The sequence below is a fragment of the Bradyrhizobium sp. USDA 4461 genome (genome assembly GCF_054055655.1).
On sequence record NZ_JBSRXM010000001.1, the window covers coordinates 413,734 to 439,214 of the forward strand.

Sequence of the window (25,481 nt, forward strand, 5' to 3'; positions counted from 1 at the left end):
CACTCAGGCGGAGCGCTGACGACGGAACCAGGCCCAGGTCTCGCGCGTCACGGCGCGGTAATTTCTCCCGCGATGGACGATGTGGCCATCGACGATGGCATTCAGCTTTGGCAGCGCATGAAACGGCACCGTCGGATAGGCGTGATGCTCGACATGGTACGGCATGTTCCAGGCGAACCATTTCATGATCCGGCCGGTCATCGTGGTGCGCGTGTTCTCGAACGCGCTGCGCGTCCGCTCGCAGCCGGTATGCTCGGCATAGAGATAGGGGCGCAGGATGAGCTGCCCGGCCAGCAGCGGCACGAGCCACACCCAAAGCAGGATCGCGCTGTGCAGCGCGAGCGATGCCGCGAGCAGCAGCAGATAGCCGGCGAGATAGAGTCTTGCTTCCCTCACGATCGCGGCGCGCTTGTGCTGCGGAATCCACGGTACGATCACCTCTCCGGTGAGCGCGTGCCGAAACATCAGGCGGATGCGGACCAGCACCTGCAGCAGTCCCGAATAGGCGATCGCGAGCTGGGTGTCGGACGCAGGCTTCGGACCGACGATCAGCTCCGGGTCCTTCTCCGGATCCTGGGTGTAGCGGTGATGGTCCCAGTGGAACAGGCAGTAATACTGGTAGGGCAATCCGATCATGAAGGCCGAAAGATTGCCGACGACAAGGTTGAGCGCCGGACTGCGGAACGCGGTCTTGTGCGCGGTCTCATGCACCACCATGAACAGGAACGCGACGAAGTAACCCTGGATGGCAATCAGCGGCAGCGCCCATCCGAGTCCATAGCGCGATGCGACCAGCCAGATCAGCGTGCCGACGCTCAGGATCATCCCGTAATGGCTTGCTGCGCGCACCGCGCCGGCCAGGTTCGACTTGGTCGACAGGTCGCGCAACGTCAGCGGGCTGAGCGGCTTCAGGCGGGGTCCGGCATCACTGGTCTCTGCGGTGCTCATGGTGATCTCACATCTCAGCGTTGCAGCAGCGCCGAGATCTCGGCGTTGATGAAGGCGCGGTCTTCGGCGTTGTTGATCGGATTGCCGGCGCGGTGGCCGTGGATCGAGGGGATCGCGTGCAGCGCCGCGGAGCGCGCATTGACCAGTCGGCCGAGCTCAGCCTCGTTGTCGCGCGGGTCGAAATAGCGGTCAGTCCGCCCCGGCATCAGCAGCACATGCGCCTTGATCGCGGCGAGCGCGCGGTCGAAGTCGCCGCCGAATTCATCGCAGCGGCTGATGTCGCCGGCCTGCCAGATCGCGACCTGCGCCAGCAGATCATTGGCATCGCGCCGCGCGAACGCGCCATCCCATGATCCTGCGAGGTAGTCTTCCAATGAGTTGAAGCCGGCCGCACGCCAGAGTTCCTCGCGATAGAATTCATGCGACATCGCCCACCCCGCATAGACGCGTCCCATCGCGCGAAGGCCCGCGGTCGGCTTGCCGACGAAGCGGCCGTCCCGGTAGGCGGGATCGGCGGTCAAAGCGGCCTTCACGGCTTCGAGGAACACATAGTTGTACGGCGAGCACCTTGCGCTGCCGCAGACCACGGCTGCACGTTCCACCATGTCGGGATAGCGCGCGGCCCAGTGATAGGCCTGCATGCCGCCCATCGACCAGCCGTAGACCAGCGCGAGCTTGCTCACGCCAAATCGCTCGATCAGCAGCCGCCGCTGGATCGCAATGGCATCGTGATAGGTGAAAGCCGGAAACGGCGCGCCGCCGAGCACTTCGGCCGAATTCGAGGGCGAGGATGACAGGCCGTTGCCGAACAGGTTCGCGATGACGATGAAGTAGCGCGCGGGATCGAGCGCCCCACCCGGCTGCACCAGCCATTCGATGTCATGATGCTGCGCGGAGAACGATGTCGGATACAGGATGACGTTGTCTTTGGCCGCGTTCAGCGTCCCATAGGTCTTGTAGGCGAGCGCAAGTTGCGGAAACACGCCGCCGCCCTGCAAGGTCACTGAACCTGCCTCGAACACCTCATAGTCGCGTGGCGTGGTCATGCAGATTCGACCTCGGTCAGCTCGGCGCGACGCTGCGCCCTCAATAACTGTACTACAAGTACATTAATTGACTGCCGCTGGCAAGGCGTCATCCTGAGGTGCGAGCTATGCGATCCGACCGCTTCGCATAGCGAAGCCTCGAAGGATGGGCCGCGAACGCCTATGGCGCGCATCCAAATGCGGCAAAGGTGGAATGACACCGGGCCGATCCATTCAAAATCGGTATGGATCAATACCCGTTTCGGCTTGGACCCATTGTCGTCACCTCTCTAGGACAGACCCCGAGGAAATTTCCAAGGAGGCGCGAATGAGCGCAATTGTGTCCGCCACCGACGTGCGGCGATCCCGCGTCCGGTTGTTGATCGTGACGATGCTGTTTCTCGTCACCACCGTGAACTATGCCGACCGCGCCACGCTCTCGATCGCCGGCCCCGCCCTCTCCAAGGAACTGCATCTCGATCCCGTCGCGATGGGCTACGTGTTCTCGGCGTTCGGCTGGTCCTATGTGATCGCCCAGGTGCCGTGCGGCTGGCTGCTCGACCGCTTCGGCTCCAAATGGGTCTATGCCATCGGCATCATCGTCTGGTCGATCTTCACCGCGATGCAGGGCCTGGTCGGGTTCCTCTCCGCCGGCGCGGCCGTGGTGCTGCTGTTCGGTCTGCGCTTCCTGGTCGGCATCGCCGAGGCGCCGTCGTTTCCGGCCAATGCCCGCATCGTCGCCTCCTGGTTCCCCGGCAATGAGCGCGGCACCGCATCGGCCTTCTTCAATTCCGGGCAGTATTTCGCCACCGTGATCTTCGCGCCGCTGATGGGCTGGATCGCGCACACATATGGCTGGAGCCACGTCTTCTACGTGATGGGTGGGCTCGGCATCGTCATGGGAATCGTCTGGATCAAGACGATCTACGAGCCGAAGGACCATCCCGGGATCAACGAGGCCGAATTCGACTACATCAAAGCGGGTGGCGCGCTGGTCGACATGGATGCGGCGAAGGCCGGCAAGACGCAGGACTCCGGCCCGAGCTGGGACCACATCCGCCAACTGCTCGCCAACCGCATGATGCTCGGCGTCTATATCGGCCAGTACTGCATCAACACCCTGACCTACTTCTTCCTGACCTGGTTCCCGGTCTATCTGGTGAAGGAGCGCGGGCTCTCGATCCTGCAGGCCGGTTTCGTCGCGACATTGCCGGCGCTGTGCGGCTTCGTCGGCGGCGTGCTCGGCGGCGTGATCTCGGACTGCCTGCTGCGCCGCACCGGCTCGCTGACCATGGCGCGCAAGATCCCGATCGTCGGCGGCATGTTGCTGTCGATGGCGATCATCGCCTGCAACTACGTCGACAGCCAGGCGCTGGTGGTCGGCTTCATGGCGCTCGCCTTCTTCGGCAAGGGCATCGGCGCGCTCGGCTGGGCCGTGGTCTCCGACACCTCGCCGAAGGAAGCCGGCGGCGTCTCCGGCGGCTTGTTCAACACCTTCGGCAATCTGTCCTCGATCACCACGCCGATCATCATCGGCTACATCCTCGCCGCCACCGGCTCGTTCAACGGCGCGCTGGTGTTCGTCGGCGCCAACGCGCTGGTCGCGGCGATCGCCTACCTGTTCATCGTCGGCGAGATCAAGCGGGTGCAGCTGAAGGCGGCCTGAGCAAGGCCGCCCATGTCTATCGCCCCGTCATTGCGAGGAGCGACAGCGACGAAGCAATCCATGCTTCGGCATATGCCGCGCGATGGATTGCTTCGCTTCGCTCACAATGACGGGGATGGAGTTCGGCACAAACCCAAAACGGCGGCTTCGGCCGCCGTCTTTGTCTTCTTGGCCAGTGGGAGGCATCGATGCTAGAACGGACAAATCCTAAGGCGATCCATTCCAGGCTAGCATCGATGTTCGACCTGAACCAGCTCCGCTGTTTCGTCACGGTGGCCGAGGAGTTGCACTTCGGCCGCGCCGCCACGCGGCTCAACATGACGCAGCCGCCGCTGAGCCGGCAGATCCAGGTGCTGGAACACATCATCGACGCGCCGCTCCTGGAGCGCACCAGCCGCTCGGTGCGGCTGACGCCGGCAGGCCGCAGCTTCCTGCCGGAGGCGCGGCGGATCCTCAAGCTCGCCGAGTCGGCCTCGCAGGTCGCCCGCCGCATCGCGCTCGGCAAGACCGGCTCGCTCAAGATCGGCTTCACGGCGGCGGCCGCCTACGGCTTCCTGCCCGATTTGATCGCAGCCGCCCGCTCCCGCCTGCCCGAGGTGGATTTCTCGCTGAAGGAGATGGTCTCCGGCGAACAGTTCGAGGCGCTCACGACAGGCCAGATCGATGTCGGCCTGCTGCGTCCGCCGATCGCACGGCCGGAATTCGCCAGCCGCCGCGTCGTGGCCGAGCCGCTGCTCGCCGCGATCCCGAAGAAGCATCCGCTGGCCGCAGCCGAGGCCGTCAGCATCAAGGATTTCGACGACCAGCCCTTCGTGATGTATTCGCCCTACGAGGCGCGCTACTTCCACGATCTCCTGGTGTCGATGTTCACGCGCGCCGACGTGCTGCCGCGCTATGTGCAGCATCTCAGCCAGATCCACTCGATCCTCGCCATGGTGCGCGCCGGGCTCGGCATCGCGATCGTGCCGGAGGCCGCCGCCAGCCTAAAGATATCTGATGTTCGATTGAAGCCGCTGAAGCTGCGCACGCCGGTCCCGGTCGAGTTGTTCATGGTGTGGCGGCGCGATCACGAGAACCAGCTGCTGCCGTCCCTGATCGAGATCGCAACCGAAATCGCAGCGCCGCAGCTGCGCGGAGATTGATGCAGAGTTGGCATCGCTCGATACCGCGTTTGGCTTGGACGCGCATCGAACCATTCCCTAGAAACCCGGCCATGGACGCGCGCTGCTCGCGCATCCTTCCCAACATCATTCAAGGAGTGGCGCCATGAGCAAGATGACCCCGCAGGAGATGGCCGCGAGAATCGGCAGCGGCCTCCTGTCTTTCCCCGTGACCCCGTTCAAGCCTGACACTTCGTTCGACGAGGCGACCTACCGCGCCAACATGGATTGGCTGTGCGGCTATGACGTCGCCGGCCTGTTCGCCGCCGGCGGCACCGGCGAATTCTTCTCGCTGACCCCGGCTGAAGTGCCAGAGGTCGTGAAGATCGCCGTCGACGAGACCAAGGGCCGTGTTCCCGTGCTGGCCGGCACGGGCTACGGCACCGCGATCGCGCGCGAGATCGCTGTTGGCGCGGAACAGGCCGGCGCCGACGGCCTCTTGCTGCTGCCACCCTATCTCACCCATGCCGAGCAGGACGGCCTCGCCGCGCATGTCGAGGCTATCTGTTCATCAGTCAAGATCGGCGTCATCGTCTACAATCGCGACAATGCGATCCTGCAGCCGGATACGCTGGCCCGCCTCTGCGAGCGCTGCCCGAACCTCGTCGGCTACAAGGACGGCATCGGCGACATCGAGCTGATGACCCGGGTCTACACCAGGCTCGGCGACCGCCTGACCTATATCGGCGGCCTGCCGACCGCGGAAACCTTCGCGCTGCCCTATCTCGACATGGGCGTGACCACCTATTCGTCGGCGGTGTTCAACTTCGTGCCGGAATTCGCCACCAAGTTCTACGCCGCGGTGCGCCGGCGCGATCATCAGACCGTCCATGCAGGACTGAAGGATTTCATCCTGCCGCTGATCGCGATACGCAACCGCAAGAAGGGCTATGCGGTGTCGATCATCAAGGCCGGCATGAAGGTGATCGGCCGCGATTCCGGCCCGGTGCGCCCGCCGCTCACCGATCTCACCGCGCAGGAGATCGCCGAGCTCGCGGCGCTGGTGGCGAAGCTGCCGCAGGCCGCGACCCGGCAGGCGGCGGAATAAGCCGAACGGCAAGGCACGAAGGGAGGAGCAGATGATTCAAGACGCGATCCGCACCGGCTTTGCCGGCGCCCCCGTGATCACGGCGATGGAGGTGATCCCGGTCGCCGGCCGCGACGGCATGCTCCTCAATCTGAGCGGCGCACACGCACCGTTCTTCACCCGCAACCTCGTCATCCTCACCGACAACTCCGGCCATACCGGCGTCGGCGAGGTGCCGGGCGGCGAGAAGATCAAGAAAACCCTGGAGGACGCGCGCGACCTCGTGGTCGGCCAGACCATCGGAGCGTGCAACAACATCCTGGCCTCGATGCGCCGGGCCTTCGCCGATCGCGACGCCGGCGGCCGCGGCAAGCAGACCTTCGACCTGCGCGTCACCATCCACGCGGTCACCGCGGTGGAATCAGCGCTGCTCGATCTGCTCGGCCAGCATCTCAACCTCCCGGTCGCAGCGCTGCTCGGCGAAGGCCAGCAGCGCAATGAAGTCGAGACGCTCGGCTATCTCTTCTTCGTCGGCGATCGCAAGAAGACCAGCCTTCCTTACGTCGAGGGCGAGACCGGCAAGCCCGACTGGTTCAATCTGCGCCATCAGGTGGCGATGACGCCGGACGCGATCGTGCGCCTCGCCGAAGCCACGCAGGCGCATTACGGCTTCGCCGATTTCAAGCTGAAGGGCGGCGTACTCGCGGGCGAAGCCGAGATCGAAGCCGTCGCCGCGATTGCCAAGCGTTTCCCCAAGGCGCGCGTCACGCTCGACCCGAACGGCGCCTGGTCGCTCGACGAGGCGATCCGACTGTGCGGCAACATGCATGGCGTGCTCGCTTATGCCGAGGATCCCTGCGGCGCCGAAGCCGGATTCTCCGGCCGCGAGATCATGGCCGAGTTCCGCCGCGCCACGGGGCTGCCGACCGCGACCAACATGATCGCGACCGACTGGCGCCAGCTCTCTCACGCGCTGCGGCTCGGGGCGGTCGACATTCCGCTCGCCGATCCGCATTTCTGGACCATGCAGGGCTCGGTGCGGGTGGCGCAGACCTGCCGCGACAACGGCCTGACCTGGGGCTCGCACTCCAACAATCATTTCGATATTTCGCTGGCGATGTTCACCCATGTCGGTGCCGCCGCGCCGGGCAAGGTGACCGCGATCGATACCCACTGGATCTGGCAGGACGGCCAGGCGTTGACGCGGGAGCCGCTAGAGATCAAGGGCGGCAAGATCGCGATCCCGGACCGGCCGGGCCTCGGCATCGAGCTCGATCGCGGTGCCATTGAGGCGGCGAACGCGCTATACAAGCAGCATGGTCTCGGCGCCCGCGACGACGCGCTGGCCATGCAGTTCCTGATCCCGGGCTGGACCTTCGACGACAAGCGTCCCTGCCTCGTGCGCTAACAAGAAAGTTGGAGAGAAACATGACCGCTCACCAGAAGAACTTCATCGCCGGCGAATGGGTCGACGGAACCAGCATTACGCGGGACATCAATCCCTCCAACACCAAGGACGTGGTCGGCGAATACGCCAGAGCCGACAGGGCGCAGACCGAAAAGGCGATCGCCGCGGCGAAGGCCGCCTTCCCGGCCTGGGCGCGCTCGACCCCGCAGGAGCGCTTTGACGCGCTGACCAGGATCTCGGTCGAAATCCTCGCCCGCAAGGAAGAGCTCGGCCGCCTGCTGGCGCGCGAGGAAGGCAAGACGCTCCCCGAGGGCATCGGCGAGGTGGCGCGCGCCGGACAGATCTTTGCGTTCTTCGCCGGCGAGGCGCTCCGGCTGATGGGCGAGAAGGGCGCGTCGGTGCGTCCCGGTCTCGATGTCGAGATCACCCGCGAGCCGGTCGGCGTCGTCGGCATGATCACGCCGTGGAATTTTCCGATCGCGATCCCGGCCTGGAAGATCGCGCCGGCGCTGTGCTACGGCAACACGGTCGTGTTCAAGCCGGCCGAGCTGGTGCCGGGCTCCGCGCACGCGCTGTCCGAGATCATCGCCCGCTCCGGCATTCCCGCCGGCGTGTTCAACCTCGTGATCGGCTCGGGCTCCGTGGTCGGCCAGACCCTGCTGGACCATCCCGATGTCGCCGCGATCTCCTTCACCGGCTCGGTGCAGACCGGCCGCAAGATCGCGCAGGCCTGCGTGCTCTCCAACCCGATGAAGAAGTTCCAGCTCGAGATGGGAGGCAAGAATCCGCTGGTCGTGCTCGACGACGCCGACGTCAAGGTCGCGGTCGAAGTCGCCGTCAACGGCGCCTATTTCTCGAGCGGCCAGCGCTGCACGGCGTCCTCGCGCCTGATCGTCACCGCAGGCATTCATGACCGCTTCGTCGATGCGATGACCGAGCGCATGAAGGGGCTTTCGGTGGATGACGCGCTGAAGAGCGGCGTGCATGTCGGCCCGGTGGTCGACCAGAGCCAGCTCGATCAGGATCTGCGCTACATCAAGATCGGCCAGGACGAAGGCGCCCGCCTGCATTGGGGCGGCGAGTTGCTGAACCGCGAGACGCCCGGCTTCTATCTGCAACCCGCATTGTTCACCGGGGCGACCAACCAGATGCGGATCGCCCGCGAGGAGATCTTCGGCCCTGTCGCCTGCGTGATCCGCGCCAAGGATTATGAGGAGGCGCTGGCGATCTCCAACGACACCGAGTTCGGCCTTGCGTCTGGCATCTGCACTACAAACCTGAAATACGCCTCGCATTACAAGCGCAACAGCGAGGCCGGCATGGTGATGGTCAATTTGCCGACCGCCGGCGTCGACTATCACGTGCCGTTCGGCGGCCGCAAAGGCTCGAGCTACGGCGCGCGCGAACAGGGCTCCTATGCCCGCGAGTTCTACACCACGGTGAAGACGGCCTACACCTATCCGGGTTGAGATCGCAGGATGGGTAGAGCGCAGCGAAACCCATCGACTTTCTGCAAGGCGCAATGATGGGTTTCGCTACGCTCTACCCATCGTACAAAGTTTACAAAATAGCGGGAGCCCCCATGGACCAGTCGATCGGCGCGCAGGAGCAGCCCCGCTACATCAAGCTCAACGAACGCGACAATGTCGCGATCGTCGTGAATGATTTCGGCCTGCCCGCAGGCTCCCGCTTCGCCTCGGGCCTGACCTTGCGCGCCTTCGTGCCGCAGGGCCACAAGACCGCGCTGCAAGACATCGCCGAGGGCGCGCCGATCATCCGCTACGGCGAGGTGATCGGCCATGCGATCTCGCCGATCCTGGCCGGCGAATGGGTCGACGAAGCGCGCATCCGCATGCCGGACGCGCCGCCGCTCGATCAGCTCGAGATCGCAACCGCGGTGCCGCCGGCGCTGCCGCCGCTCGAAGGCTTTACCTTCGAGGGCTTTCGCAATCCCGACGGCTCGGTCGGCACCAAGAACATCCTCGGCATCTCCTCCTCGGTACAATGCGTCAAGGGCACGATGGAATATGCGGTGAAGCGCATCCGCGCCGAGCTGCTGCCGAAATATCCCAATGTCGACGACGTCGTGCCGCTGACCCATGCCTATGGCTGCGGCGTCGCGATCACAGCACCCGATGCCGTGGTGCCGATCCGCACCTTGCAGAACCTCGCGCTCAATCCGAATTTCGGCGGCGAGATCCTGGTCATCGGCCTCGGCTGCGAGAAGCTCGCGCCGGAACGGCTGGTGCCGGAGGGCGTCGGCGATGCCATCGTGCGGATGCAGGACGAAGCCTTCGACGGCTTCGGCGCCATCGTCGAGGCGATCATGACCCAGGCCGAGGCGCGGCTGAAGGTGCTCAACGCCCGCACCCGCGAGACCTGCCCGGCCGCCGATCTCGTGATCGGCCTGCAATGCGGCGGCAGCGATGCGTTCTCCGGCGTCACTGCCAACCCTGCGGTCGGCTTCGCGGCGGACCTGCTGGTGCGCGCCGGCGCGACCGTGATGTTCTCGGAAGTCACCGAGGTGCGCGACGCGATCCAGCTGCTGACGCGCCGCGCCGTCAACGAGGATGTCGGCCGCGCGCTGATCCGCGAGATGGCATGGTACGACGCCTATCTCGCCCGCGGCGGCGCCGACCGCAGCGCCAACACCACGCCGGGCAACAAGAAGGGCGGGCTTGCCAACATCGTCGAGAAATCCCTGGGCTCGATCGTCAAGTCGGGCTCCGGCCCGATCGCGGGCGTGCTGTCGCCCGGCGAAAAGGCGCGGCAGAAGGGCATGCTGTTTGCGGCGACGCCTGCCAGCGACTTCATCTGCGGCACCTTGCAGCTCGCCTCCGGCATGACCTTGCAGGTGTTCACCACCGGCCGCGGCACGCCCTATGGCCTCGCCGCCGCCCCAGTCATCAAGGTCGCGACCCGCAGCGAGCTGGCGCGGCGCTGGAAGGACCTGATCGATTTCGACGCCGGCTGCATCGCGACCGGCGAGAAGACCATCGAGGAAACCGGCTGGGACCTGTTCCGCCTGATCCTCGACGTCGCGAGCGGACGGACCAAGCCGTGGTCGGACAGGTGGGGCATCCACAACGATCTGACGCTGTTCAATCCCGCACCGGTGACCTGAGGCACGCTCGGAAGGCGAATTAACCGTCCGTTAGCCACGCCTCCAGAGGCCGGGGAACGCCACAATTCGATTCAAATTGTCTGGGCATGGAGGCAACCATGAGCCGGACAATTGACCATCTCAAGGATGAAGCCGACCGAGCCGAGCGTCTGGCGCGCACGGCTATGGATCCGCTGACCGTTGAGCGATTGCGCGCATTCGCTGCGGAATGCCGCAGCCGCATCGCCAGCGAACGCCGGGAGGATCGAACGACCGTGCTGTCCGCGAGCTAGACCTCTCACCAGGACAGGAAAAAATCCGCCGCGACGAGGTCGACGGCGGATTTTCATCTTCGTTCCGAATCGGTCCGATCGTCGTCAGTCGTCGTCGTGATGAATGACGGTCTTGCTGCGGTTACCGAACTCGTCCTGCTTCTTGATGACGGTGGTGCGGTCACTGCGCGGCTCGCGCTCCTTGATCACGGTGGTGCGGTCACGATCGCGGTCCCGATACTCGGGCGCCTGGCCGACGGTCACGCCGGCGCCGACGGGACCTGCACGAACACCGATTTCATCGGCGAGCGCGGGCCATGCGATGGCGGTCACCATGGCCGCGGCGAACAGATATTTCCTCATGATGTCTCTCCTCCTCCAGTTGCGACGAGAGACGAACGCCGGGTGCGACATAGTGTTCCTACGTCGGTGCTGCCGCAGATGCTCACGTCGGTGCGGATTTTGGCGCAGGGAACTCTGCTGAACAGGCGTTCACCTGTGTGGCGAAATGCTCATAGTTCCCCACGTTGAATTGACGGATTTGCTGTCCCACGTCGTTATCAACAGGAGGACATTCCATGAAGCAATCGCAGCAATTCCTCAACAATGCGGAGAACTGCGCGCAGCTTGCCGAGCGCGCCGCCGACGATCCGACCTACAACCGCTTCAAGCGCATGGAGGCGGCCTGGCGGGCGCTCGCCAAGGAGCAGGATTGGCTCGACGGCGAGACCTCGCCGTCGGAAACCGCAGCGTGAATGAAGGCCCGTGGCGGCAGACACCGCCGCGGGCCTCTGCTATTCGGCGCTGCGCTGCCGCTGCCAGCGCAACAGATAGGCCTGCAGCCGCCAGATCATCGCCGACAGCACGACGCCGACCAGCATCAGCACCACCACCGCGACCATCATCCCCGAGGCTTCGCCGCGCGCCTCGGACTCGATGATCAGCCGGCCGATACCGCGCTCGGCGCCGATGAACTCGCCGACGATCACGCCGATCAGCGCAAACGAGATCGCCGGCGTCAGCGAGGCGAACACCCAGGCCATGGTCGAGGGGATCACCACGGTGCGGGTGATTTGCCACTCGCTGGCGCCGAGCAGCCGCGCGGCATTTGTAAAACCCTCGTCGATCGAGCGCGCGCCCTCGAAGGTGTTGAAGAACACCAGGAACACGACGACGATCCAGGAGGTCACGATCTTCGACATGTCGCCGATCCCGAACGCCAGCACGATGATCGGCGCCAGCGCGATCCGCGGGATCGAATTCACCGCGGTGATGAAGGGCTGAAAGATCGCGCTGAGCCGGTCGGATCGCCCGAGGATCAGCCCGGCAACGAAGCCGGAGACCACGCCGGTGACGAAGCCGAAGAAGGTGTTCTTCAGGGTGATCGCCGTCGCCGCCCAGAGATTGTTCTCGTTGCGCGCCAGGCATTTTGCGAAATCGCCATTGAACCAGCCGTTGAAGACGCCGAGCTTCGAGGTCAGGCAACTCTGGATCAGGAAATTCTCGTAGATCATCGACGGCTTCGAGATGAAATACGGATCGAGCAGATCCGGCACCAGCCACGGCAATTTGCCGCGCAGGTCGTAACCCCATTGCCAGACCGACAGCACAATGGCGCAGATCAGGACCTGCCAGCCGATGGTGCCGAGCGTGCCGTACCGTTTCATGCGCTACGGCCCTTGACGAATTCCTCGCCGAGCGAGTGCCAGATGTGCTGGAACAGCTCGGCATAATGCGGTGTCTCGCGCACCTTCACCGCATCGCGCGGACGCGGGAAATCGACCTCGAACATGTCCTTGATGCGACCCGGCCGCGCCGAGAACAGGATGATGCGGTCGGCCAGGGTCAGCGCCTCGCCGAGATCGTGGGTCACGAACAGCACGGTCTGCTGCTCGCGCTCCCAGATCCGCAGCAGCACCTCGTGCATGTCGATCTTGGTGTGGGTGTCGAGCGCGCCGAACGGCTCGTCCATCAGCAGGATTTGCGGCTCGACGATCAGGGTCCGCATCAGCGCCGCGCGCTGCCGCATGCCGCCCGACAGCGCCGACGGATAGGCGTTCTCGAATCCCTTCAAGCCGGCCTGCGCGACGCATTCGGCGATGCGCTCTTTCCGTTCGTGCGCCGGCACGCCGGACAACTCCAAGCCGTAGCCGATATTGTCGCCGACGGTCCGCCACGGAAACAACGTGTCACGCTGGAAGACATAGCCGACATCCGGCGTCGCCCTGCCGGGGACGACGCGCTTGCCGTCGATCAGGATTTCGCCGCCGCTCGGGCGGATCAGCGAGGCGATCATGTTGAGCACGGTGCTCTTGCCCGAGCCCGACGGCCCGAGCAGCGCGACGAACTCGCCGCGGCGCACGCCGAACGTCACGTCGCGCACCGCCTCGATGGTGGTCTTGGCAAGCTGGAACGACTTGCTCAGCCCCTGGACCTCGACGCGGCGCTCGGCCGCGGCGCGCGGCGACACGGGTGCGCTCGTCTCGAGCGCGCTCAACCCGGATAGGCCTTTCGTGCCGCTTCGATCAGGTTGGAGTTGACCACGTCGGCGATCTTGAGCGGCTTGATGCCGGTCATCTCGCGGAACCAGACCTTCTCGCCGCGCGCGAAGCTCGCCGCGTCGACAATGCCCTCATAGTCCGCGACTTTCTGGATCGCCGTGATCTCCAGCAGATTGGCGTCGCGCGAGGTGCTGCCGACATAGGGCTCGATCGCCTCATAGACCTCCGCCGGCTTGTGCGCCTTGATCCATTGCGAGGCGCGCCACAGCGCGGTGACATAGGCCTGCATCTTGGCCGGGTCCTTGTCGATGGTGGCCTGCAGGGTGAAATGGGCCGTCACCGGCACCTTGCCGCCGATATGCTTATTCCAGATCGCCTCGTCGGTGCCGTCGAACAGCAGTTCGCCCCAGCCCTGCTGCTGCGCCTCGTTCAGCAGCGACAGCGAAGAGACCAGGATGTCGACCTGCTTCGACTTCAGCGACCCCAGCATGGTGTCGACATTGCCGGTGCCGATCCAGGTCACCTTGTCGTCGAGCCCCATGGTTTCCATGTAGTAGGACGCCCAGACATGGTTGGTGCCGCCGAGCGAGGACACCGAGACGATCGGCTTGCGGCCGTCGGGCCGCTTCCATTGCGCGAACGCTTCCAGCGTGTTGATGCCCTGGTCCTTCAGGTCCTTGCGCAGGATGAACATCACCGAGTTCGACCGTGTGTCGACCGGCAGCAGCACGCGTGCGGCGCGGCCGTGATTGGTCAGCTGCATCGGATGGGTGACGTCGCCGATGCCGATGTCGCCCTGCGACGAGGCGATGATCTCGCGGGTCTTCACGCCGCTGCCGCCCTGCACCAGCTTGCAGTCGAGCCCGGCCTCCTTGAAGAAGCCGATGCGGTCGGCCACGAACTGCGTCTGATAGACCGGCACCGCGACCGGATAGATCGCCCGTCCCGCGGCCGCCTGTGCCCATGCCCGCCCCGTCGCCAGCGCCGCGCCACCCGCGGCGATCACCGTCAGGGCCGATCGCCGCGAAATGTTGGGCATGGCGACATCTGCCATCAGGCGTGCTCCCTGGCCGAGATCTTGTCGAGCGCGCTGAGCACCGCATCGCCCATCTGGACGGTCGACAGCTTCTTCGCGCCAGCCTCAGCAATGTCGGCGGTCCGCGCGCCGGAAGCAAGCGCGGTCTGCACCGCCTGCTCCAGCAGGTCGGCATCCTCGGGCCGGTTCAAGGTCAACCGCAGCAGCATCGCGACGCTGAGGATCGAGCCGAGCGGATTGGCGATGCCCTTGCCCGCGATATCGGGCGCGCTGCCATGCACCGGCTCGTACAGTGCCTTGCGCCGGCCGAAGCGATCGACCGGGCCGAGCGAGGCCGACGGCAGCATGCCGAGCGAGCCCGAGGCCATCGCCGCGCAATCCGACAGGATGTCACCGAAGATGTTGCCGGTCACCATCACGTCGAACTGGCGCGGCTCGCGCACAATCTGCATCGCGGCATTGTCGACATAGAGGTGGGTGAGCTCGACGTCGGAGAACTCCTCCTTGTGCAGCCTGATCACCTCTTCGCGCCACACCACGCTGGTCTCCAGCACATTGGCCTTGTCGACCGAGCAGACCTTGTTGCGCCGGGTCCGCGCCAGCTCGAACGCCGAGCGCGCCACGCGGCGGACCTGGTTGGTGGTGTATTGCTCGGTGTTGAAGCCGCGGCGCTGGCCGTCGGGCAAGGTCTCGATGCCGCGCGGCTCGCCGAAATAGATGCCGCTGGTCAATTCGCGGATGATGACGAAGTCGACGCCGTCGAGCACTTCGGCTTTCAGCGGCGCCGATGCCGACAGCGCCGGGCTCGCCATGATCGGCCTTAAGTTAGCGTAGAGATCGTATTTGCTGCGCAGGCCTAGAAGGCTGCCGGCCTTGCGTGCCGCCGCCGGCACCTCGGTCGTTTCCGGCCCGCCGGTCGCGCCCCACAGGATGGCGTCGGCCTCGTCCATCGCTTCTGCCGTATCCTCGGGGAGCACCTTGCCGGTCGCCAGATACGGGATCAGGCCGTATTGCGCCTCGCGCAAGGTCATCGGCACGTTACGCTTCGCCGCGAACCAGTCGAGCACACGGCGCGACTGCGCGGTGACCTCGGGGCCGATGCCCTCGCCGCCGACCACGGCGACCTTGACCATGTTGGATTGCGTGCTCATGCGGATATCCCCGAAGCAGGTGTCCTTGTCGCAGGTGTCTTGGTCGAATGAATCCAGGGCCGCGCGGTGCGGTCGGAAGCCTGGAAGGCGTGGATCTCGTCGTCGCGCTGCAATGTCAGCGCCACCTCGTCGAGCCCCTTCAACAGTCCCTCGCGCCGCCGCGGGTCGATCTCGAACGAATACCGCGCACCCGAGGGCGAGACGATGGTTTGCGCCTCGAGGTCGATCGAGACCTTGCCCGCGCCCTGCGTCGCCTCGATATCGGCGGCGAGCTGATCGACCACCGCCTTGTCGAGGACAACAGGCAAAATTCCGTTCTGGAAGCAGTTGGCGAAGAAGATGTCGCCGAAGCCGGAGCCGATGATGGCGCGGATGCCGCGCTCCTGCAGCGACCACACCGCGCCCTCGCGCGACGAGCCGCAGCCGAAATTCGGTCCGGTCACCAGGATCTCCGCCTCCCGGTACGGCTCGCGGTTCAGGATGAACTCCGGATTCTCCGAGCCGTCGGGCAGATAGCGCAGCGAGCCGAATGCCCATTTGCCGAGCGTGCCGCGGATTCCATTTCCGACCAAACGCTCGATGCGGATGATCACGTCGGTATCGATATTGCTGCGCATGATCGGCGCAGCCGTTGCGGTGAGCTTGTCGAACGGCTTTGGCATCTTAGCGCCCCATCATCCTGACATCGGCGATCGCGCCGGCAATCGCAGATGCCGCCGCACTCGCGGGGCTTGCCAGATGCGTCCGTGCCCGCGGCCCCTGCCGGCCGACGAAATTGCGGTTCGAGGTCGAGACCGAGCGCTGCCCGGGCGCCACCACCTCGCCGTTGGCGGCAAGACACATCGAGCAACCCGGCTCGCGCCACTCGAAGCCGGCATCGATGAAGATCTTGTCGAGCCCTTCGGCGACCGCCTCGCGCTTGACGTTCTCCGAGCCCGGCACCACCCAGGCACGGACGCCGGCCGCGACCTTGCGGCCGCGCGCAACCTCGGCCGCGGCGCGCAGATCGCTCAAGCGGCTGTTGGTGCAGGAGCCGATGAACACCCAGTCGACCGGTGTGCCGGCAATCGGTGCGCCGCCTTGCAGGCCCATATACTCGAGCGCGGTCTCGATCGCGGCGCGCTGTGCGGGATCGTCGACCGCCTTCGGATCGGGAATGATGCCGTCGACGCCGACGACGTGCTCGGGGCTGATGCCCCAGGTCACCTGCGGGATGATCTTTTCGACATCGATCACGACCTCGCGGTCGAACACCGCGTCGGGATCACTCGGCAGTTCGCGCCACGCTTTGACCGCGAGATCCCACATCTCGCCTTGCGGCGCATAGGGACGGCCGCGCAGGAATTCGAACGTTGTCTCGTCCGGCGCAACCATGCCGATCTTGGCGCCGAGCTCTATCGAGAGGTTGCAGATCGTCAACCTTCCCTCGATCGGCAGCGCGCGGATCGCACTCCCGGCATATTCGACTGCATACCCGGTGCCGCCGGCAGCGCCAATCTGGCCGATCAGCGCCAGGATCATGTCCTTGGCGGTGACACCGAGCGGCAATTTGCCCTCGAAGCGCGCGCGCAGCGTCTTCGGACGCTTCTGGATCAGCGCCTGTGTCGCCAGCACATGCGTGAGCTCGCTCGATCCGATGCCGAAGGCAAGCGCGCCCAAGCCGCCATGGGTACAGGTGTGGCTATCGCCGCAGACGATCGTCGCGCCCGGCAGGCTGAGGCCGAGTTCGGGCCCGATGACGTGAACGATGCCCTGACCGGGCTGATCGACATCGAACAGTTTGATCCCGCTCGCCGCGGTCTCGACCCGCAGCGCGGCCAGCAACTCCATGCCGATCTTGCTGGTCCCGGCGCGGCCGGGCGCCGTCGACAGCGCGTGATCCGGCGTCGCGAATGTCAGTTCGGGATTGTGAACCTTGAGGCCACGGCTCTTGAGATCGAGCAGGCCGCGCGAGCCGCCGAGATCGTGCAGCAGATGGCGGTCGATATGAAGGAGGTCCGTGTCGTCGCTCAAACGAGCAATGACATGCTGGTCCCAGATCTTCTCGAGCAAACTTCGGCCGGGCATCCGCCTTCCCCTGCTCTCTGCGTTTCCATGCGTCTTGATCTTGTTGGCGTCAATCTGTGCCAAAGTTGTCGTCAAGTGAAGCAGTTTCGGCCTAACATCACATATGTGATGGAGGTGCGGTATGACCCGCCGCGGAGACAGCCATGCCGAACGCGAATAAGACGGCGATTGTCAAATCGGCCATGCGGGTGTTTGCAGTTCTGGAGTTCTTTCGGGAAACCAAGCGGGCAGCGTCCGTGACCGAAATTGCTTCCGCGCTCAAGATGCCGCAATCGAGCACGTCGATGCTGCTCCGCAGTCTCGTTGAATTGAACTATCTCGAATACGAACGAAAGACCCGTCGCTTCATCCCGAGCTACCGGGTCAATCTGCTGGGCGACTGGATCCGTCGTTCTCCGTTCCGCGACAAAAAGCTCACCGACCTGATGGAGGAGCTCTGGACCGCAACGGGCGGCGAAACCGTCATGCTCGGGCAACAGGCCGGCGCCGCGGGGATGCAATATCTCCACGTTGTCCCCGGCGGCTCCCAGCTTCAGTACACGGCACATGCCGGTCAAATACGACCGATGGTCCGGACCGCGCTCGGACACGTGCTGCTGAGCCAAATGCCGAACACCACAATCCGCGGCATCATCCGGCGCAACAACGCCGAGGAGCCCAATCAGCCGGCGCGGGTTCGCGAAGCGGCCTTTCTCGAAGAGATCGAGCGCATTCGCCGCCGCGGCTTTTCCGAGACAGGCGGCCGCACGACGCCGGGCGCAAGCACGATCGGCATGCTTGTTCCGCTGCCGAAGCGACGCGCTCCGCTGGCGATCGGCATCGGCGGTCCGATCGAACGGATCGCGGCAAAGCGCGCGCACATCATCGAAGTCATGCAGAGCCGGCTGAAGGAATTGACAGACGCAGCTCCGTAGCCCGGATGAAGCGAAGCGAAATCCGGGGTCAATCCCTCCGCAGAAAGATTGGCCCCGGATTGCGCGTCGCTCCATCCGGGCTACGAAGTTTGTGAAGGGGTTGGAGTTCTCCTTCCCACGCTACGACGCCAGTGCTTCCTCCGGCATCACGGCCGCGAGATGCTGGCTCTCGGCGACGGCGCGGTTGGTGATGCGGCCGCGATGGACGTTGAGGCCGGCACGTAGATGCGGATCCTCGACCAGCGCGCGCAGCCCCTTCGACGCCAGCGCCAGGCCGAACGGCAGGGTGGCGTGGTTGAGCGCGTGGCTCGAGGTGACGGGTACCGCGCCCGGCATGTTGGCGACGCAATAATGCACGATGTCGTCGACCAGATAGGTCGGCGCCTGGTGCGTGGTTGCCTTCGAGGTCTCGAAGCAGCCGCCCTGGTCGATCGCGACATCGACCAGCACCGCCCGGCGCTTCATGCCGGCAAGCTGTGCGCGCGACACCAGTTTCGGCGCGGCGGCGCCGGGCACCAGCACCGCGCCGATCACGACGTCGGCGGCGACGATCTCCTGCTCGATCGCCTCCAGCGTCGCGTAGCGGGTGCGGACGCGGCCGATGAAGAGATCATCGAGCGCGCGCAACCGCGGCAGTGAGCGGTCGAGGATGGTGACATCGCTGCCGAGGCCTGCGGCCATCCGCGCCGCATGGGTGCCGACCACGCCGCCGCCGATGATCGCAACCCGCGCGGGCGGCACGCCGGGCACGCCGCCGAGCAGCTTGCCCATGCCGTCGGCGGACTTGCGCAGCGCGGCGCCCGCGGCCTCGATCGCCAGCCGGCCGGCGACTTCGCTCATCGGCGCGAGCAGCGGCAATCCGCCATGCGCGTCGGTCACGGTCTCATAGGCGACCGCGGTGCAGCCGGAGGCGATCAGCCCCGCGGTCTGCGGCACGTCGGGCGCGAGATGCAGATAGGTGAACAGGATCTGGCCCTCACGTAGCCTGATCCATTCCGACGGCTGCGGCTCCTTTACCTTGACGATCATCTCGGCGACCGAGAACACCTCTTCGGCGGTGTCGGCAATCCGCGCGCCGGCCTGGGTATAGGCGTCGTCGCCGGCGCCGATGCCGGCGCCGGCACCACGCTGCACCACGACCTCGTGGCCGTGCGCCACATATTCCCGCACCGAGGCGGGCGTCAGCCCGACCCGATATTCCTCGACCTTGATTTCCTTGGGCACGCCGACGCGCATGGTCCGCTCCTTGAAAGATTGGTTTTCTTGAAAGATTGGTTTTCGTTAGGCTTGAGGCTATGCCCCGGCGCACGGCGTTTCTCAGCGATTTCCGGCTTGCTCACAGCCAAATACGCTCATATCCTCCACTTTCAGGTCAGCTCTTGAAGGAAAACTGCGTGGACGGTCTCGATCGTATCGACCTCAGAATCCTCGCCGAGCTGGTCACTGACGCCCGTGCCAGCCAGATCGAGCTCGCCGAGAAGGTTGGGCTGTCGCCGACCGCCTGCGCGCGGCGCATCCGCCATCTCGAGGAGATCGGCGTGATCCGCGGCTACCGCGTCGACCTCGAACCGTCAGCGCTCGGCCTCGTGACAACCGTCGTCGTCACCATCACCTTGGAGAAGCAGAGCGAGGATTATCTCGCAGCGTTCGAGGCCGCGATCGCGCGTTGTCCCGATGTGGTGTCCTGTCATCTGATGTCGGGCAGCGACGATTATCATCTGCAGGTCATCGCCCGCGACATCGCCGACTTCGAGCGCATCCACAAGCAGCATCTGTCGCGAATGCCGGGTGTCGCCCGCATCCATTCCAGCTTCGCGATGCGCGAGGTGGTTCGCCGGACCATTCCGGAAACCGCGCTGCGCTAAGCGCTCAAGACGGCTCGCGGCTCGCGCGCGGCCACATCCGCGCCAGCGTCTCATCCTTCTTGACAAGGACATGCCAGAGCGTCGCGGCGATATGCAGCGCGACCACGGCATAGACGAACCACGCAAGCAGGCCGTGCGCCAGCTCGCCCGCCTCCGCAACCGCCTTGTTGTCGGCAAACAGGCGCGGCCAGCTGAAGGTCCAGAAATAGCGCAGCGAATAGCCGCCGGCCGACGAGAACATGTATCCGGTCACCGGCATCACGAACAGGATGGCGTAGAGCGCCCAGTGATTGAGCCGTGCCGCGAGCCTGACCAGCGGTGAGAACGAGCCCGGCTCCGGCGGCGCCGTGGTCGCGGCCCGCACCATCAGCCGCAGGATCGCCAGGAAGAACAGGGTGACGCCGAGCGACTTGTGCACATCGAGCAGCTCGCGCCGCGGCGACGTGCCGGCCGGCTGCAGCCCGCAATAGAGCCCGATCAGCATCGCCGCAATGAACAGCACTGCGGTTACCCAGTGAATTTTCCGCAGCAGCGGATCGTAGCTGGCCGTGGCTTCCGAGATCACGAGGCGCCTTCGCTTGAAGCCAGCCCGGGGGGGTCGGCCCGAAAAAGGAAGCCGTTCAATAGAGGATCGGAGCGAGCCTGCCTACCGGCGCCGGCGTCATATTCGATCACGATCGCGAAGGCGGGAGGACCCCGACTCTCTCCCCTCGTCATTCCGGGGCGCGCGAAGCGCGAGCCCGGAATCCATTCAACCGCAACACGGCGGCCCGATGGATTCCGGGCCTGCGCCTTCGGCGCATCCCGGAATGACGAAAGAGGTTGCCGCGCGCCAAGCGCTCACTGTCACAAACGCCGAGCCACGCACTGTCACAAAGCCTTCGGGCCACGCCGCACTGTCACAATCGGAGCCTGCGCCACACGCATTTTTTAGTCGTGATTCGCCGCCTTCTATGACAGAATTGCTACAGTTCGATATCAATTCGGTTACACGCGGAGCGGTGAATGAGCATGGAGTGGCGGGCGCGGCCGGTTTCGCTGGCTTGGTCAAATCCAGTGGTCCGGTGGTGGGGCTTCCTGAGCCTCGTCAGCGCCGTCAACATCACGGTCTGGTTCGCGCTGTACCGCCAGTTCCATGAGCAGGCCAATGGCAGCTTCAGCAACACCTCCGGCATCGGCCTGATGATGCTGCTGTGCGCGGCCTATGTGTTCGGCTGCGCCTTCCGTTCGGTGCTGCCGCGCGCCGACGTGCAGCGCATCTGCCTATTCGACCACTGGCTGTCGAGCGTCATGGTCGGCCGCAGCGTCGCCACCGTCGCAGAGGTCTGCTTCGCCGCGCAATGGGCGATCATCCTGCATCAGCTCGGCACCATGACCGGCGCCGAGACCACCGTGACCATCGCCTGGATCATCGTGCCGCTGATCGTGATCGCGGAATGCTTCTCCTGGTATGCGGTGCTGACCACGCACTATCTCTGCAACGCGATCGAGAACTCGATCTGGGCCGTGGTGTTCTTCCTGGTCGGGATTGCGCTGTGCCGGCTGCTGCCGGAGTTTCAGGGTCCGGTGCGCTGGGCCTTCATCGTCGCGATCGTCGGCATCGCCGGCTTCCTCGCCTTCCTGATGACCGTCGACGTTCCGATGTACCTGAACCGCTGGCGCGCCAACCGCGCCGCCGGCGGCAGGCTGCTGCATCCGCTCGACGGCCTGCGCGACGTCAGCCGGCGCTGGGTCGTGACCCACGACATCGCCGAGTGGCGCGAGGAGATCGCCTGGATGTCGCTGTATTTCAGCATGGCGGTGTGGTCGAGCCTCGCGCTCTGCGTCGGCTATTCGCTCGAGGACCAATTGCCGCGCTACCGCACCGAGCCCGCGATCGTGAGCACAACGCCGGCGACCGTCAGCACGGCGCCGGCAGCACAGCACACCGCAACGATCGACGCGGCGGCACCATCGCAGAATTGATCGACGGCTCCTCCCTCATCCGGCGAGACTGCGATATCTTGCACCATCGTCATTGCGAGGAGCGATAGCGACGAAGCAATCCATTTCGCCGCTTGCGGAGCGATGGATTGCTTCGCTTCGCTCGCAATGACGGATTGAGCAGCAGACATCGCTTGCGTCGCGCCTGGGGCTGTCGGCCATCCGGCTTGTGGTGCTCAGTGCTTTCGGGGTAAAGGCTTGATCATCCCCGCGCATCCGTCACCGCATCCCATGTCCCGCATCACCATCATCGAGACCGGGCTCGTCAGCCCGCAATTCCGCGAGCGCCACGGCAGCTATCCGCAGATGTTTCAGCGGATGGTGGCATCGGCCGATCCGTCTGTGACCTGCGACGTCGTGAGCCTCGCCACGGGCGAGGCGCTGCCGGATCCGTCCAATCTGGATGCGATCCTGATCACGGGATCGGCGGCCGGCGTCTATGACGCCGTCGCCTGGATCGCGCCGCTCGAAGCCTTCGTACGCGCAGCTCACGACAAGCGCATTCCGATGGTCGGCGTCTGCTTCGGTCATCAGCTGATCGCGCAGGCGCTCGGCGGCACCGTGCGCAAGTCGGAGAAGGGCTGGGGCATCGGCCGCCACGTCTATCGGATCGCGCCGGACAACGGGCTGCTCGACGGCGAGATGCTCGCGGTGGCCGCCTCGCATCAGGACCAGGTGATCACCCCGCCCGCCTCCGCGCGCACCATCATGGCGTCGGACTTCACGCCGCATGCCGGGCTGCTCTACGCCAACGCCACCACGCTGTCGGTGCAGCCGCATCCGGAATTCACCGCCGATTACGCCGGTGCGCTGTGCGAGCTGCGCCGCGGCCTCGCGCCGGATGCCGTGGTCGACACCGCCAAGGCATCGCTCACCGCCCCGCTCGACCACGCCGCGCTCGGCGGCGTGGTCACGCGCTTCCTTACAAAACCTCGCAGCTAGGCCTTGCGCCACTGCGCGGCAGCATCGCGGGCGAAATCGCGATAGGCACGCGGCGCGCGGCCGAGCAGCCGCGTCAGACGCGCCACCTCATCGGCCGTCGCGACCGCGCCGTCGCTCTGGTAACGGCCGAACATCAGGCGCAAATCGAGCGCGAGCCATGCCGGCATCGCGGCCTTGAGACGCTGCTCCATGACCGCAAGATCGTCGCCGCCATAATTGACCGCCCGGCCAAGCTCATCACGCCAGATCGCAGCCGCGCCCTCGCCGGTGATCACATCGGGGCCGACCAGGTCATAGATCTCGCGGCCAAGCGGTGCGGATGCGCGCTCGCGACGCACCAGCTCGATCGCGGCGGCCTCGGCGATGTCGCGGATGTCGACCATCGAGATGCCCTTCGCGCCGATCGGCACGCCATAGGCACCGAAATTGAGCAGCGGCTCCTTCAGCCGGAGATCGTTCTGGATGAAATAGGACGGACGCAGGATGGTCGCGGGAAGATCGAGCGCCTCGATCATCCGTTCGACCGTATGCTTGCCGACGAAATGCGGTACGTCGGCATAGGTCTCGCCCTTGAACACCGAGAGATAGACGATGCCCTTGACGCCGGCCTCGCGCGCAGCCGTCAGCGTCAGCATCGCCTGGGTCAGTTCGTCGGCCACGTTCGGCACCAGCAGGAACAGCGTGCTGACGCCGTCGAGCGCTGCGCGGACCGAATCCACATCAGCCAGATCGCCGCGAACCGCCGTCACATGCTGCGGGAACTGCGCCTTGCCGGGCGAGCGCGTCAGCGCGCGAACCTCGACGCCGTGACCGGCGAGATGGTTGAGAACCCGGGGTGCCGATGGTGCCTGTGCTGCCTGTCACCAGAATAGCCATGTCGAATACTCCTTCTTTCGGGCAGACCGTCTGCCGTTGCGAAGAAGCTAGCCGTTCCAATTTTCTCTTGAAGATGCCAATATTTGGACAGGTCGTCTCAAATATGGAACGGTCAAGATGGACCTTCAGGCGCTCGTCGATTTCAACCTGGTTGCCGCGCATGGCGGCTTCGGCCGTGCCAGCCGCATCTCCGGCCGGGCCAAGGCCACGCTGTCCCGCCGCGTCGCCGAGCTCGAACAGTCCCTCGGCGTCCGCCTGATCGAGCGGGGTTCGCAAAGTCTCCGATTGACCGACGAGGGCCGCGCGCTGCACGAGCGCACCAGCGGTCCGCTGTCCGACATCGCCGAAGCCGGCGAAGCCGTGGTGCTCGGCGCATCGACGCCGCGCGGCCGGTTGCGGGTCAGCGCGCCGGTGTTGCTCGCGCATGTCGCGTTCGGCCGGATCGCTGCGCGCTTTGCGCACGCCTATCCCGATGTCCAGCTCGAGATCGTCGCCGAGGACCGCTTGGTCGATCCGGTCGAGGACGGCTATGACCTGGTCATCCGCATCAACCCGTCGCCGGACGAGCGCCTGGTCGGCCGCCGCGTCCTCAACGATGAACTGCTGGTGGTGGCGCATCCCGATCGACCACGGCCGACGACCTCCGCGCGCGATTCAGATGGCATGGCCGTCGATGCCGTTCTGATGTCGCAGACGCCAGCGGATACGGTCTGGCGCATCCGCAATGAACGCGACGAGATCACGCTCAGGCCGCGGACGGTGTTGCGTCTCTCATCGATGCTGATGATGCGCGATGCCGTGCTGGCAGGCGCCGGCGCGGCGCTGCTGCCCAAGCTGCTGGTCGACGACGACATTGCCGCGGGCCGGCTTGCCTATTGGGGAACGGATGCCAGGCCTCCGGTCGAGATCTGGGCGCTGCAGAGCTCGCGACGGCTGGTCGGCGCAAAGGTTCGCGCGTTTCTCGACGTCGTCGAGAAAGCGTTCCCGAACCGCGTCTTCGTTCCGCCGGCCTGAGCGGACGATACGTTTCAGGTCATGCTGCCCGGCATGAAGCAGCGCACGCGCGGGTGGCCGTCGATATAGTGCTTCCACACCATGGTTCGCCCGATCTTGTTCGGCTCGGTGATCAAGGCCTCGTCAGGCACCACAACCCATTCACTGTCGATCAGCACGCGGTAATGACCGTGATCCGACTCCCAATCGGGATCCGCGACCACATATCCGTCGGCATCCGAGCAGCACTGCCCGTAGCCGCTGTGCAGGCTTTCAAACCAGGGTTTCAATGGTGAGTTGGCGTAGCGGCCGTCGTCGCGCGCCAGGGTCGGCGATGTCAGCAATAGCGCTCCAAGCAGCAGTGCCGCACGTGTGATGACGTGCATGTCGTCTCGTCTCCGCAGATTTTGATCCAGCTGCGGGCGCGCGTCACACATCCTTCGCCCACGACATCATCGCCGCGGACGGGGACACGGGCAGGCGCGCCCCAGCACCTGCCATCGAACGATGCAAGAGCAGGGCCAGACCGGATACCGGAAGACTA

At 65.3% G+C, this 25,481-nt stretch carries 24 protein-coding genes and 1 pseudogene; 12 read left to right on the plus strand and 13 right to left on the minus strand.

What is annotated here, in order from left to right:
* Positions 1-3: 3 nt before the first annotated feature.
* Positions 4-948, minus strand: a complete 945-nt coding sequence (locus tag ACVINW_RS02015; RefSeq protein WP_456749752.1) for a fatty acid desaturase — start codon at positions 946-948, stop codon at positions 4-6.
* Positions 949-962: 14 nt separating this feature from the next.
* The gene (locus ACVINW_RS02020) at positions 963-1,994 is read right to left on the minus strand and encodes an alpha/beta fold hydrolase (RefSeq protein WP_456749753.1); all 1,032 of its coding nucleotides are present in this window, start codon (positions 1,992-1,994) and stop codon (positions 963-965) included.
* A 307-nt stretch (positions 1,995-2,301) separates the two neighbouring features.
* Here ACVINW_RS02020 and ACVINW_RS02025 point away from each other — a divergent pair, with 307 nt between their 5' ends.
* From ACVINW_RS02025 to garD, 6 genes are all read left to right on the plus strand, one after another.
* Positions 2,302-3,639, plus strand: a complete 1,338-nt coding sequence (locus ACVINW_RS02025; RefSeq protein ID WP_456749754.1) for an MFS transporter — start codon at positions 2,302-2,304, stop codon at positions 3,637-3,639.
* Positions 3,640-3,875: 236 nt separating this feature from the next.
* A complete protein-coding gene (locus ACVINW_RS02030) occupies positions 3,876-4,781 on the plus strand; it encodes a LysR substrate-binding domain-containing protein (RefSeq protein WP_456749755.1) in 906 nt (301 codons plus the stop codon).
* A 124-nt stretch (positions 4,782-4,905) separates the two neighbouring features.
* On the plus strand, positions 4,906-5,847 hold the full coding sequence (gene kdgD / locus ACVINW_RS02035) for a 5-dehydro-4-deoxyglucarate dehydratase (RefSeq protein ID WP_456749756.1): 942 nt from the start codon (positions 4,906-4,908) through the stop codon (positions 5,845-5,847).
* 31 nt (positions 5,848-5,878) lie between these two features.
* A complete protein-coding gene (gene gudD, locus ACVINW_RS02040; protein ID WP_456749757.1) occupies positions 5,879-7,234 on the plus strand; it encodes a glucarate dehydratase in 1,356 nt (451 codons plus the stop codon).
* Between the two features lie 20 nt (positions 7,235-7,254).
* Positions 7,255-8,703 carry an aldehyde dehydrogenase family protein gene (locus ACVINW_RS02045; protein WP_456749758.1) on the plus strand — a complete coding sequence of 483 codons (1,449 nt, stop codon included), beginning with the start codon at positions 7,255-7,257 and terminating at the stop codon, positions 8,701-8,703.
* 113 nt (positions 8,704-8,816) lie between these two features.
* Positions 8,817-10,358 (plus strand): galactarate dehydratase, encoded by a 1,542-nt coding sequence (gene garD, locus ACVINW_RS02050; protein ID WP_456749759.1) that lies wholly within the window; start codon positions 8,817-8,819, stop codon positions 10,356-10,358.
* 356 nt (positions 10,359-10,714) lie between these two features.
* Here the strand turns inward: garD and ACVINW_RS02055 are convergent, their stop codons facing one another.
* Positions 10,715-10,972 (minus strand): hypothetical protein, encoded by a 258-nt coding sequence (locus ACVINW_RS02055; protein WP_456749760.1) that lies wholly within the window; start codon positions 10,970-10,972, stop codon positions 10,715-10,717.
* 215 nt (positions 10,973-11,187) lie between these two features.
* On the opposite strand from ACVINW_RS02055, the gene ACVINW_RS02060 reads away from it, so the two are divergent.
* The gene (locus tag ACVINW_RS02060) at positions 11,188-11,364 is read left to right on the plus strand and encodes a hypothetical protein (protein WP_456749761.1); all 177 of its coding nucleotides are present in this window, start codon (positions 11,188-11,190) and stop codon (positions 11,362-11,364) included.
* A gap of 39 nt (positions 11,365-11,403) precedes the next feature.
* Here ACVINW_RS02060 and ACVINW_RS02065 read toward each other — a convergent pair whose 3' ends face one another.
* Genes ACVINW_RS02065 through leuC form a run of 6 tightly spaced genes read right to left on the minus strand, consistent with a single transcriptional unit; the run spans position 11,404 to position 17,364 of the window.
* Positions 11,404-12,276, minus strand: a complete 873-nt coding sequence (locus ACVINW_RS02065) for an ABC transporter permease (RefSeq protein WP_456749762.1) — start codon at positions 12,274-12,276, stop codon at positions 11,404-11,406.
* On the minus strand, positions 12,273-13,106 hold the full coding sequence (locus ACVINW_RS02070) for an ABC transporter ATP-binding protein (protein WP_456749763.1): 834 nt from the start codon (positions 13,104-13,106) through the stop codon (positions 12,273-12,275). The genes ACVINW_RS02065 and ACVINW_RS02070 overlap by 4 nt, the downstream gene beginning before the upstream one ends.
* Entirely contained in the window at positions 13,103-14,164 is a 1,062-nt protein-coding gene (locus ACVINW_RS02075; protein WP_456749764.1) for an ABC transporter substrate-binding protein, read from the minus strand. Before ACVINW_RS02075 ends, ACVINW_RS02070 begins: the two co-directional genes overlap by 4 nt.
* Positions 14,164-15,297 (minus strand): 3-isopropylmalate dehydrogenase, encoded by a 1,134-nt coding sequence (leuB, locus tag ACVINW_RS02080; RefSeq protein ID WP_456749765.1) that lies wholly within the window; start codon positions 15,295-15,297, stop codon positions 14,164-14,166. Before leuB ends, ACVINW_RS02075 begins: the two co-directional genes overlap by 1 nt.
* Positions 15,294-15,959 carry a 3-isopropylmalate dehydratase small subunit gene (gene leuD / locus ACVINW_RS02085; protein WP_456749766.1) on the minus strand — a complete coding sequence of 222 codons (666 nt, stop codon included), beginning with the start codon at positions 15,957-15,959 and terminating at the stop codon, positions 15,294-15,296. Before leuD ends, leuB begins: the two co-directional genes overlap by 4 nt.
* Position 15,960: 1 nt before the next feature.
* Entirely contained in the window at positions 15,961-17,364 is a 1,404-nt protein-coding gene (gene leuC / locus ACVINW_RS02090) for a 3-isopropylmalate dehydratase large subunit (RefSeq protein ID WP_456749767.1), read from the minus strand.
* Between the two features lie 143 nt (positions 17,365-17,507).
* Between leuC and ACVINW_RS02095 the strand changes: the two genes are divergently transcribed.
* Entirely contained in the window at positions 17,508-18,278 is a 771-nt protein-coding gene (locus ACVINW_RS02095; RefSeq protein WP_456749768.1) for an IclR family transcriptional regulator, read from the plus strand.
* 120 nt (positions 18,279-18,398) lie between these two features.
* Here the strand turns inward: ACVINW_RS02095 and ald are convergent, their stop codons facing one another.
* Positions 18,399-19,514, minus strand: coding sequence for an alanine dehydrogenase (ald, locus tag ACVINW_RS02100; protein ID WP_456749769.1), 1,116 nt, complete (start codon positions 19,512-19,514; stop codon positions 18,399-18,401).
* A gap of 143 nt (positions 19,515-19,657) precedes the next feature.
* On the opposite strand from ald, the gene ACVINW_RS02105 reads away from it, so the two are divergent.
* Positions 19,658-20,143 carry an Lrp/AsnC family transcriptional regulator gene (locus ACVINW_RS02105; protein WP_456749770.1) on the plus strand — a complete coding sequence of 162 codons (486 nt, stop codon included), beginning with the start codon at positions 19,658-19,660 and terminating at the stop codon, positions 20,141-20,143.
* Between the two features lie 4 nt (positions 20,144-20,147).
* On the opposite strand, the gene ACVINW_RS02110 is transcribed toward ACVINW_RS02105, so the two are convergent.
* Positions 20,148-20,708: a cytochrome b gene (locus ACVINW_RS02110; RefSeq protein ID WP_456749771.1), complete on the minus strand. Its 561-nt coding sequence runs from the start codon at positions 20,706-20,708 to the stop codon at positions 20,148-20,150.
* A 446-nt stretch (positions 20,709-21,154) separates the two neighbouring features.
* On the opposite strand from ACVINW_RS02110, the gene ACVINW_RS02115 reads away from it, so the two are divergent.
* Together ACVINW_RS02115 and ACVINW_RS02120 are read left to right on the plus strand one after the other, a co-directional pair.
* Entirely contained in the window at positions 21,155-22,108 is a 954-nt protein-coding gene (locus ACVINW_RS02115; protein WP_456756275.1) for a hypothetical protein, read from the plus strand.
* A 249-nt stretch (positions 22,109-22,357) separates the two neighbouring features.
* On the plus strand, positions 22,358-23,068 hold the full coding sequence (locus tag ACVINW_RS02120; protein WP_456749772.1) for a type 1 glutamine amidotransferase: 711 nt from the start codon (positions 22,358-22,360) through the stop codon (positions 23,066-23,068).
* On the opposite strand, the pseudogene ACVINW_RS02125 reads toward ACVINW_RS02120, so the two are convergent.
* A pseudogene (locus ACVINW_RS02125) lies at positions 23,065-23,944 on the minus strand (NmrA family NAD(P)-binding protein). The gene ACVINW_RS02120 and the pseudogene ACVINW_RS02125 sit on opposite strands and share 4 nt — an antisense overlap.
* Positions 23,945-24,061: 117 nt before the next feature.
* Here ACVINW_RS02125 and ACVINW_RS02130 point away from each other — a divergent pair.
* Positions 24,062-24,958, plus strand: coding sequence for a LysR family transcriptional regulator (locus ACVINW_RS02130; protein WP_456749773.1), 897 nt, complete (start codon positions 24,062-24,064; stop codon positions 24,956-24,958).
* Between the two features lie 14 nt (positions 24,959-24,972).
* On the opposite strand, the gene ACVINW_RS02135 is transcribed toward ACVINW_RS02130, so the two are convergent.
* Positions 24,973-25,323, minus strand: a complete 351-nt coding sequence (locus ACVINW_RS02135; RefSeq protein ID WP_456749774.1) for a hypothetical protein — start codon at positions 25,321-25,323, stop codon at positions 24,973-24,975.
* Positions 25,324-25,481 lie beyond the last annotated feature (158 nt).

Bases quoted from the DNA above. Each gene is read 5' to 3' on its own strand.
- garD (WP_456749759.1), top strand. From the start codon at position 8,817: ATGGACCAGTCGATCGGCGCGCAGGAGCAGCCCCGCTACATCAAGCTC.
- ACVINW_RS02060 (WP_456749761.1), top strand. From the start codon at position 11,188: ATGAAGCAATCGCAGCAATTCCTCAACAATGCGGAGAACTGCGCGCAG.
- ACVINW_RS02030 (WP_456749755.1), top strand. From the start codon at position 3,876: ATGTTCGACCTGAACCAGCTCCGCTGTTTCGTCACGGTGGCCGAGGAG.
- ACVINW_RS02130 (WP_456749773.1), top strand. From the start codon at position 24,062: ATGGACCTTCAGGCGCTCGTCGATTTCAACCTGGTTGCCGCGCATGGC.
- ACVINW_RS02120 (WP_456749772.1), top strand. From the start codon at position 22,358: ATGTCCCGCATCACCATCATCGAGACCGGGCTCGTCAGCCCGCAATTC.
- ACVINW_RS02095 (WP_456749768.1), top strand. From the start codon at position 17,508: ATGCCGAACGCGAATAAGACGGCGATTGTCAAATCGGCCATGCGGGTG.
- gudD (WP_456749757.1), top strand. From the start codon at position 5,879: ATGATTCAAGACGCGATCCGCACCGGCTTTGCCGGCGCCCCCGTGATC.
- ACVINW_RS02045 (WP_456749758.1), top strand. From the start codon at position 7,255: ATGACCGCTCACCAGAAGAACTTCATCGCCGGCGAATGGGTCGACGGA.
- ACVINW_RS02055 (WP_456749760.1), bottom strand. From the start codon at position 10,972: ATGAGGAAATATCTGTTCGCCGCGGCCATGGTGACCGCCATCGCATGG.
- leuC (WP_456749767.1), bottom strand. From the start codon at position 17,364: ATGCCCGGCCGAAGTTTGCTCGAGAAGATCTGGGACCAGCATGTCATT.
- ald (WP_456749769.1), bottom strand. From the start codon at position 19,514: ATGCGCGTCGGCGTGCCCAAGGAAATCAAGGTCGAGGAATATCGGGTC.
- ACVINW_RS02065 (WP_456749762.1), bottom strand. From the start codon at position 12,276: ATGAAACGGTACGGCACGCTCGGCACCATCGGCTGGCAGGTCCTGATC.
- kdgD (WP_456749756.1), top strand. From the start codon at position 4,906: ATGAGCAAGATGACCCCGCAGGAGATGGCCGCGAGAATCGGCAGCGGC.
- leuB (WP_456749765.1), bottom strand. From the start codon at position 15,297: ATGAGCACGCAATCCAACATGGTCAAGGTCGCCGTGGTCGGCGGCGAG.
- ACVINW_RS02075 (WP_456749764.1), bottom strand. From the start codon at position 14,164: ATGGCAGATGTCGCCATGCCCAACATTTCGCGGCGATCGGCCCTGACG.
- ACVINW_RS02015 (WP_456749752.1), bottom strand. From the start codon at position 948: ATGAGCACCGCAGAGACCAGTGATGCCGGACCCCGCCTGAAGCCGCTC.
- leuD (WP_456749766.1), bottom strand. From the start codon at position 15,959: ATGCCAAAGCCGTTCGACAAGCTCACCGCAACGGCTGCGCCGATCATG.
- ACVINW_RS02135 (WP_456749774.1), bottom strand. From the start codon at position 25,323: ATGCACGTCATCACACGTGCGGCACTGCTGCTTGGAGCGCTATTGCTG.
- ACVINW_RS02025 (WP_456749754.1), top strand. From the start codon at position 2,302: ATGAGCGCAATTGTGTCCGCCACCGACGTGCGGCGATCCCGCGTCCGG.
- ACVINW_RS02020 (WP_456749753.1), bottom strand. From the start codon at position 1,994: ATGACCACGCCACGCGACTATGAGGTGTTCGAGGCAGGTTCAGTGACC.
- ACVINW_RS02115 (WP_456756275.1), top strand. From the start codon at position 21,155: ATGGAGTGGCGGGCGCGGCCGGTTTCGCTGGCTTGGTCAAATCCAGTG.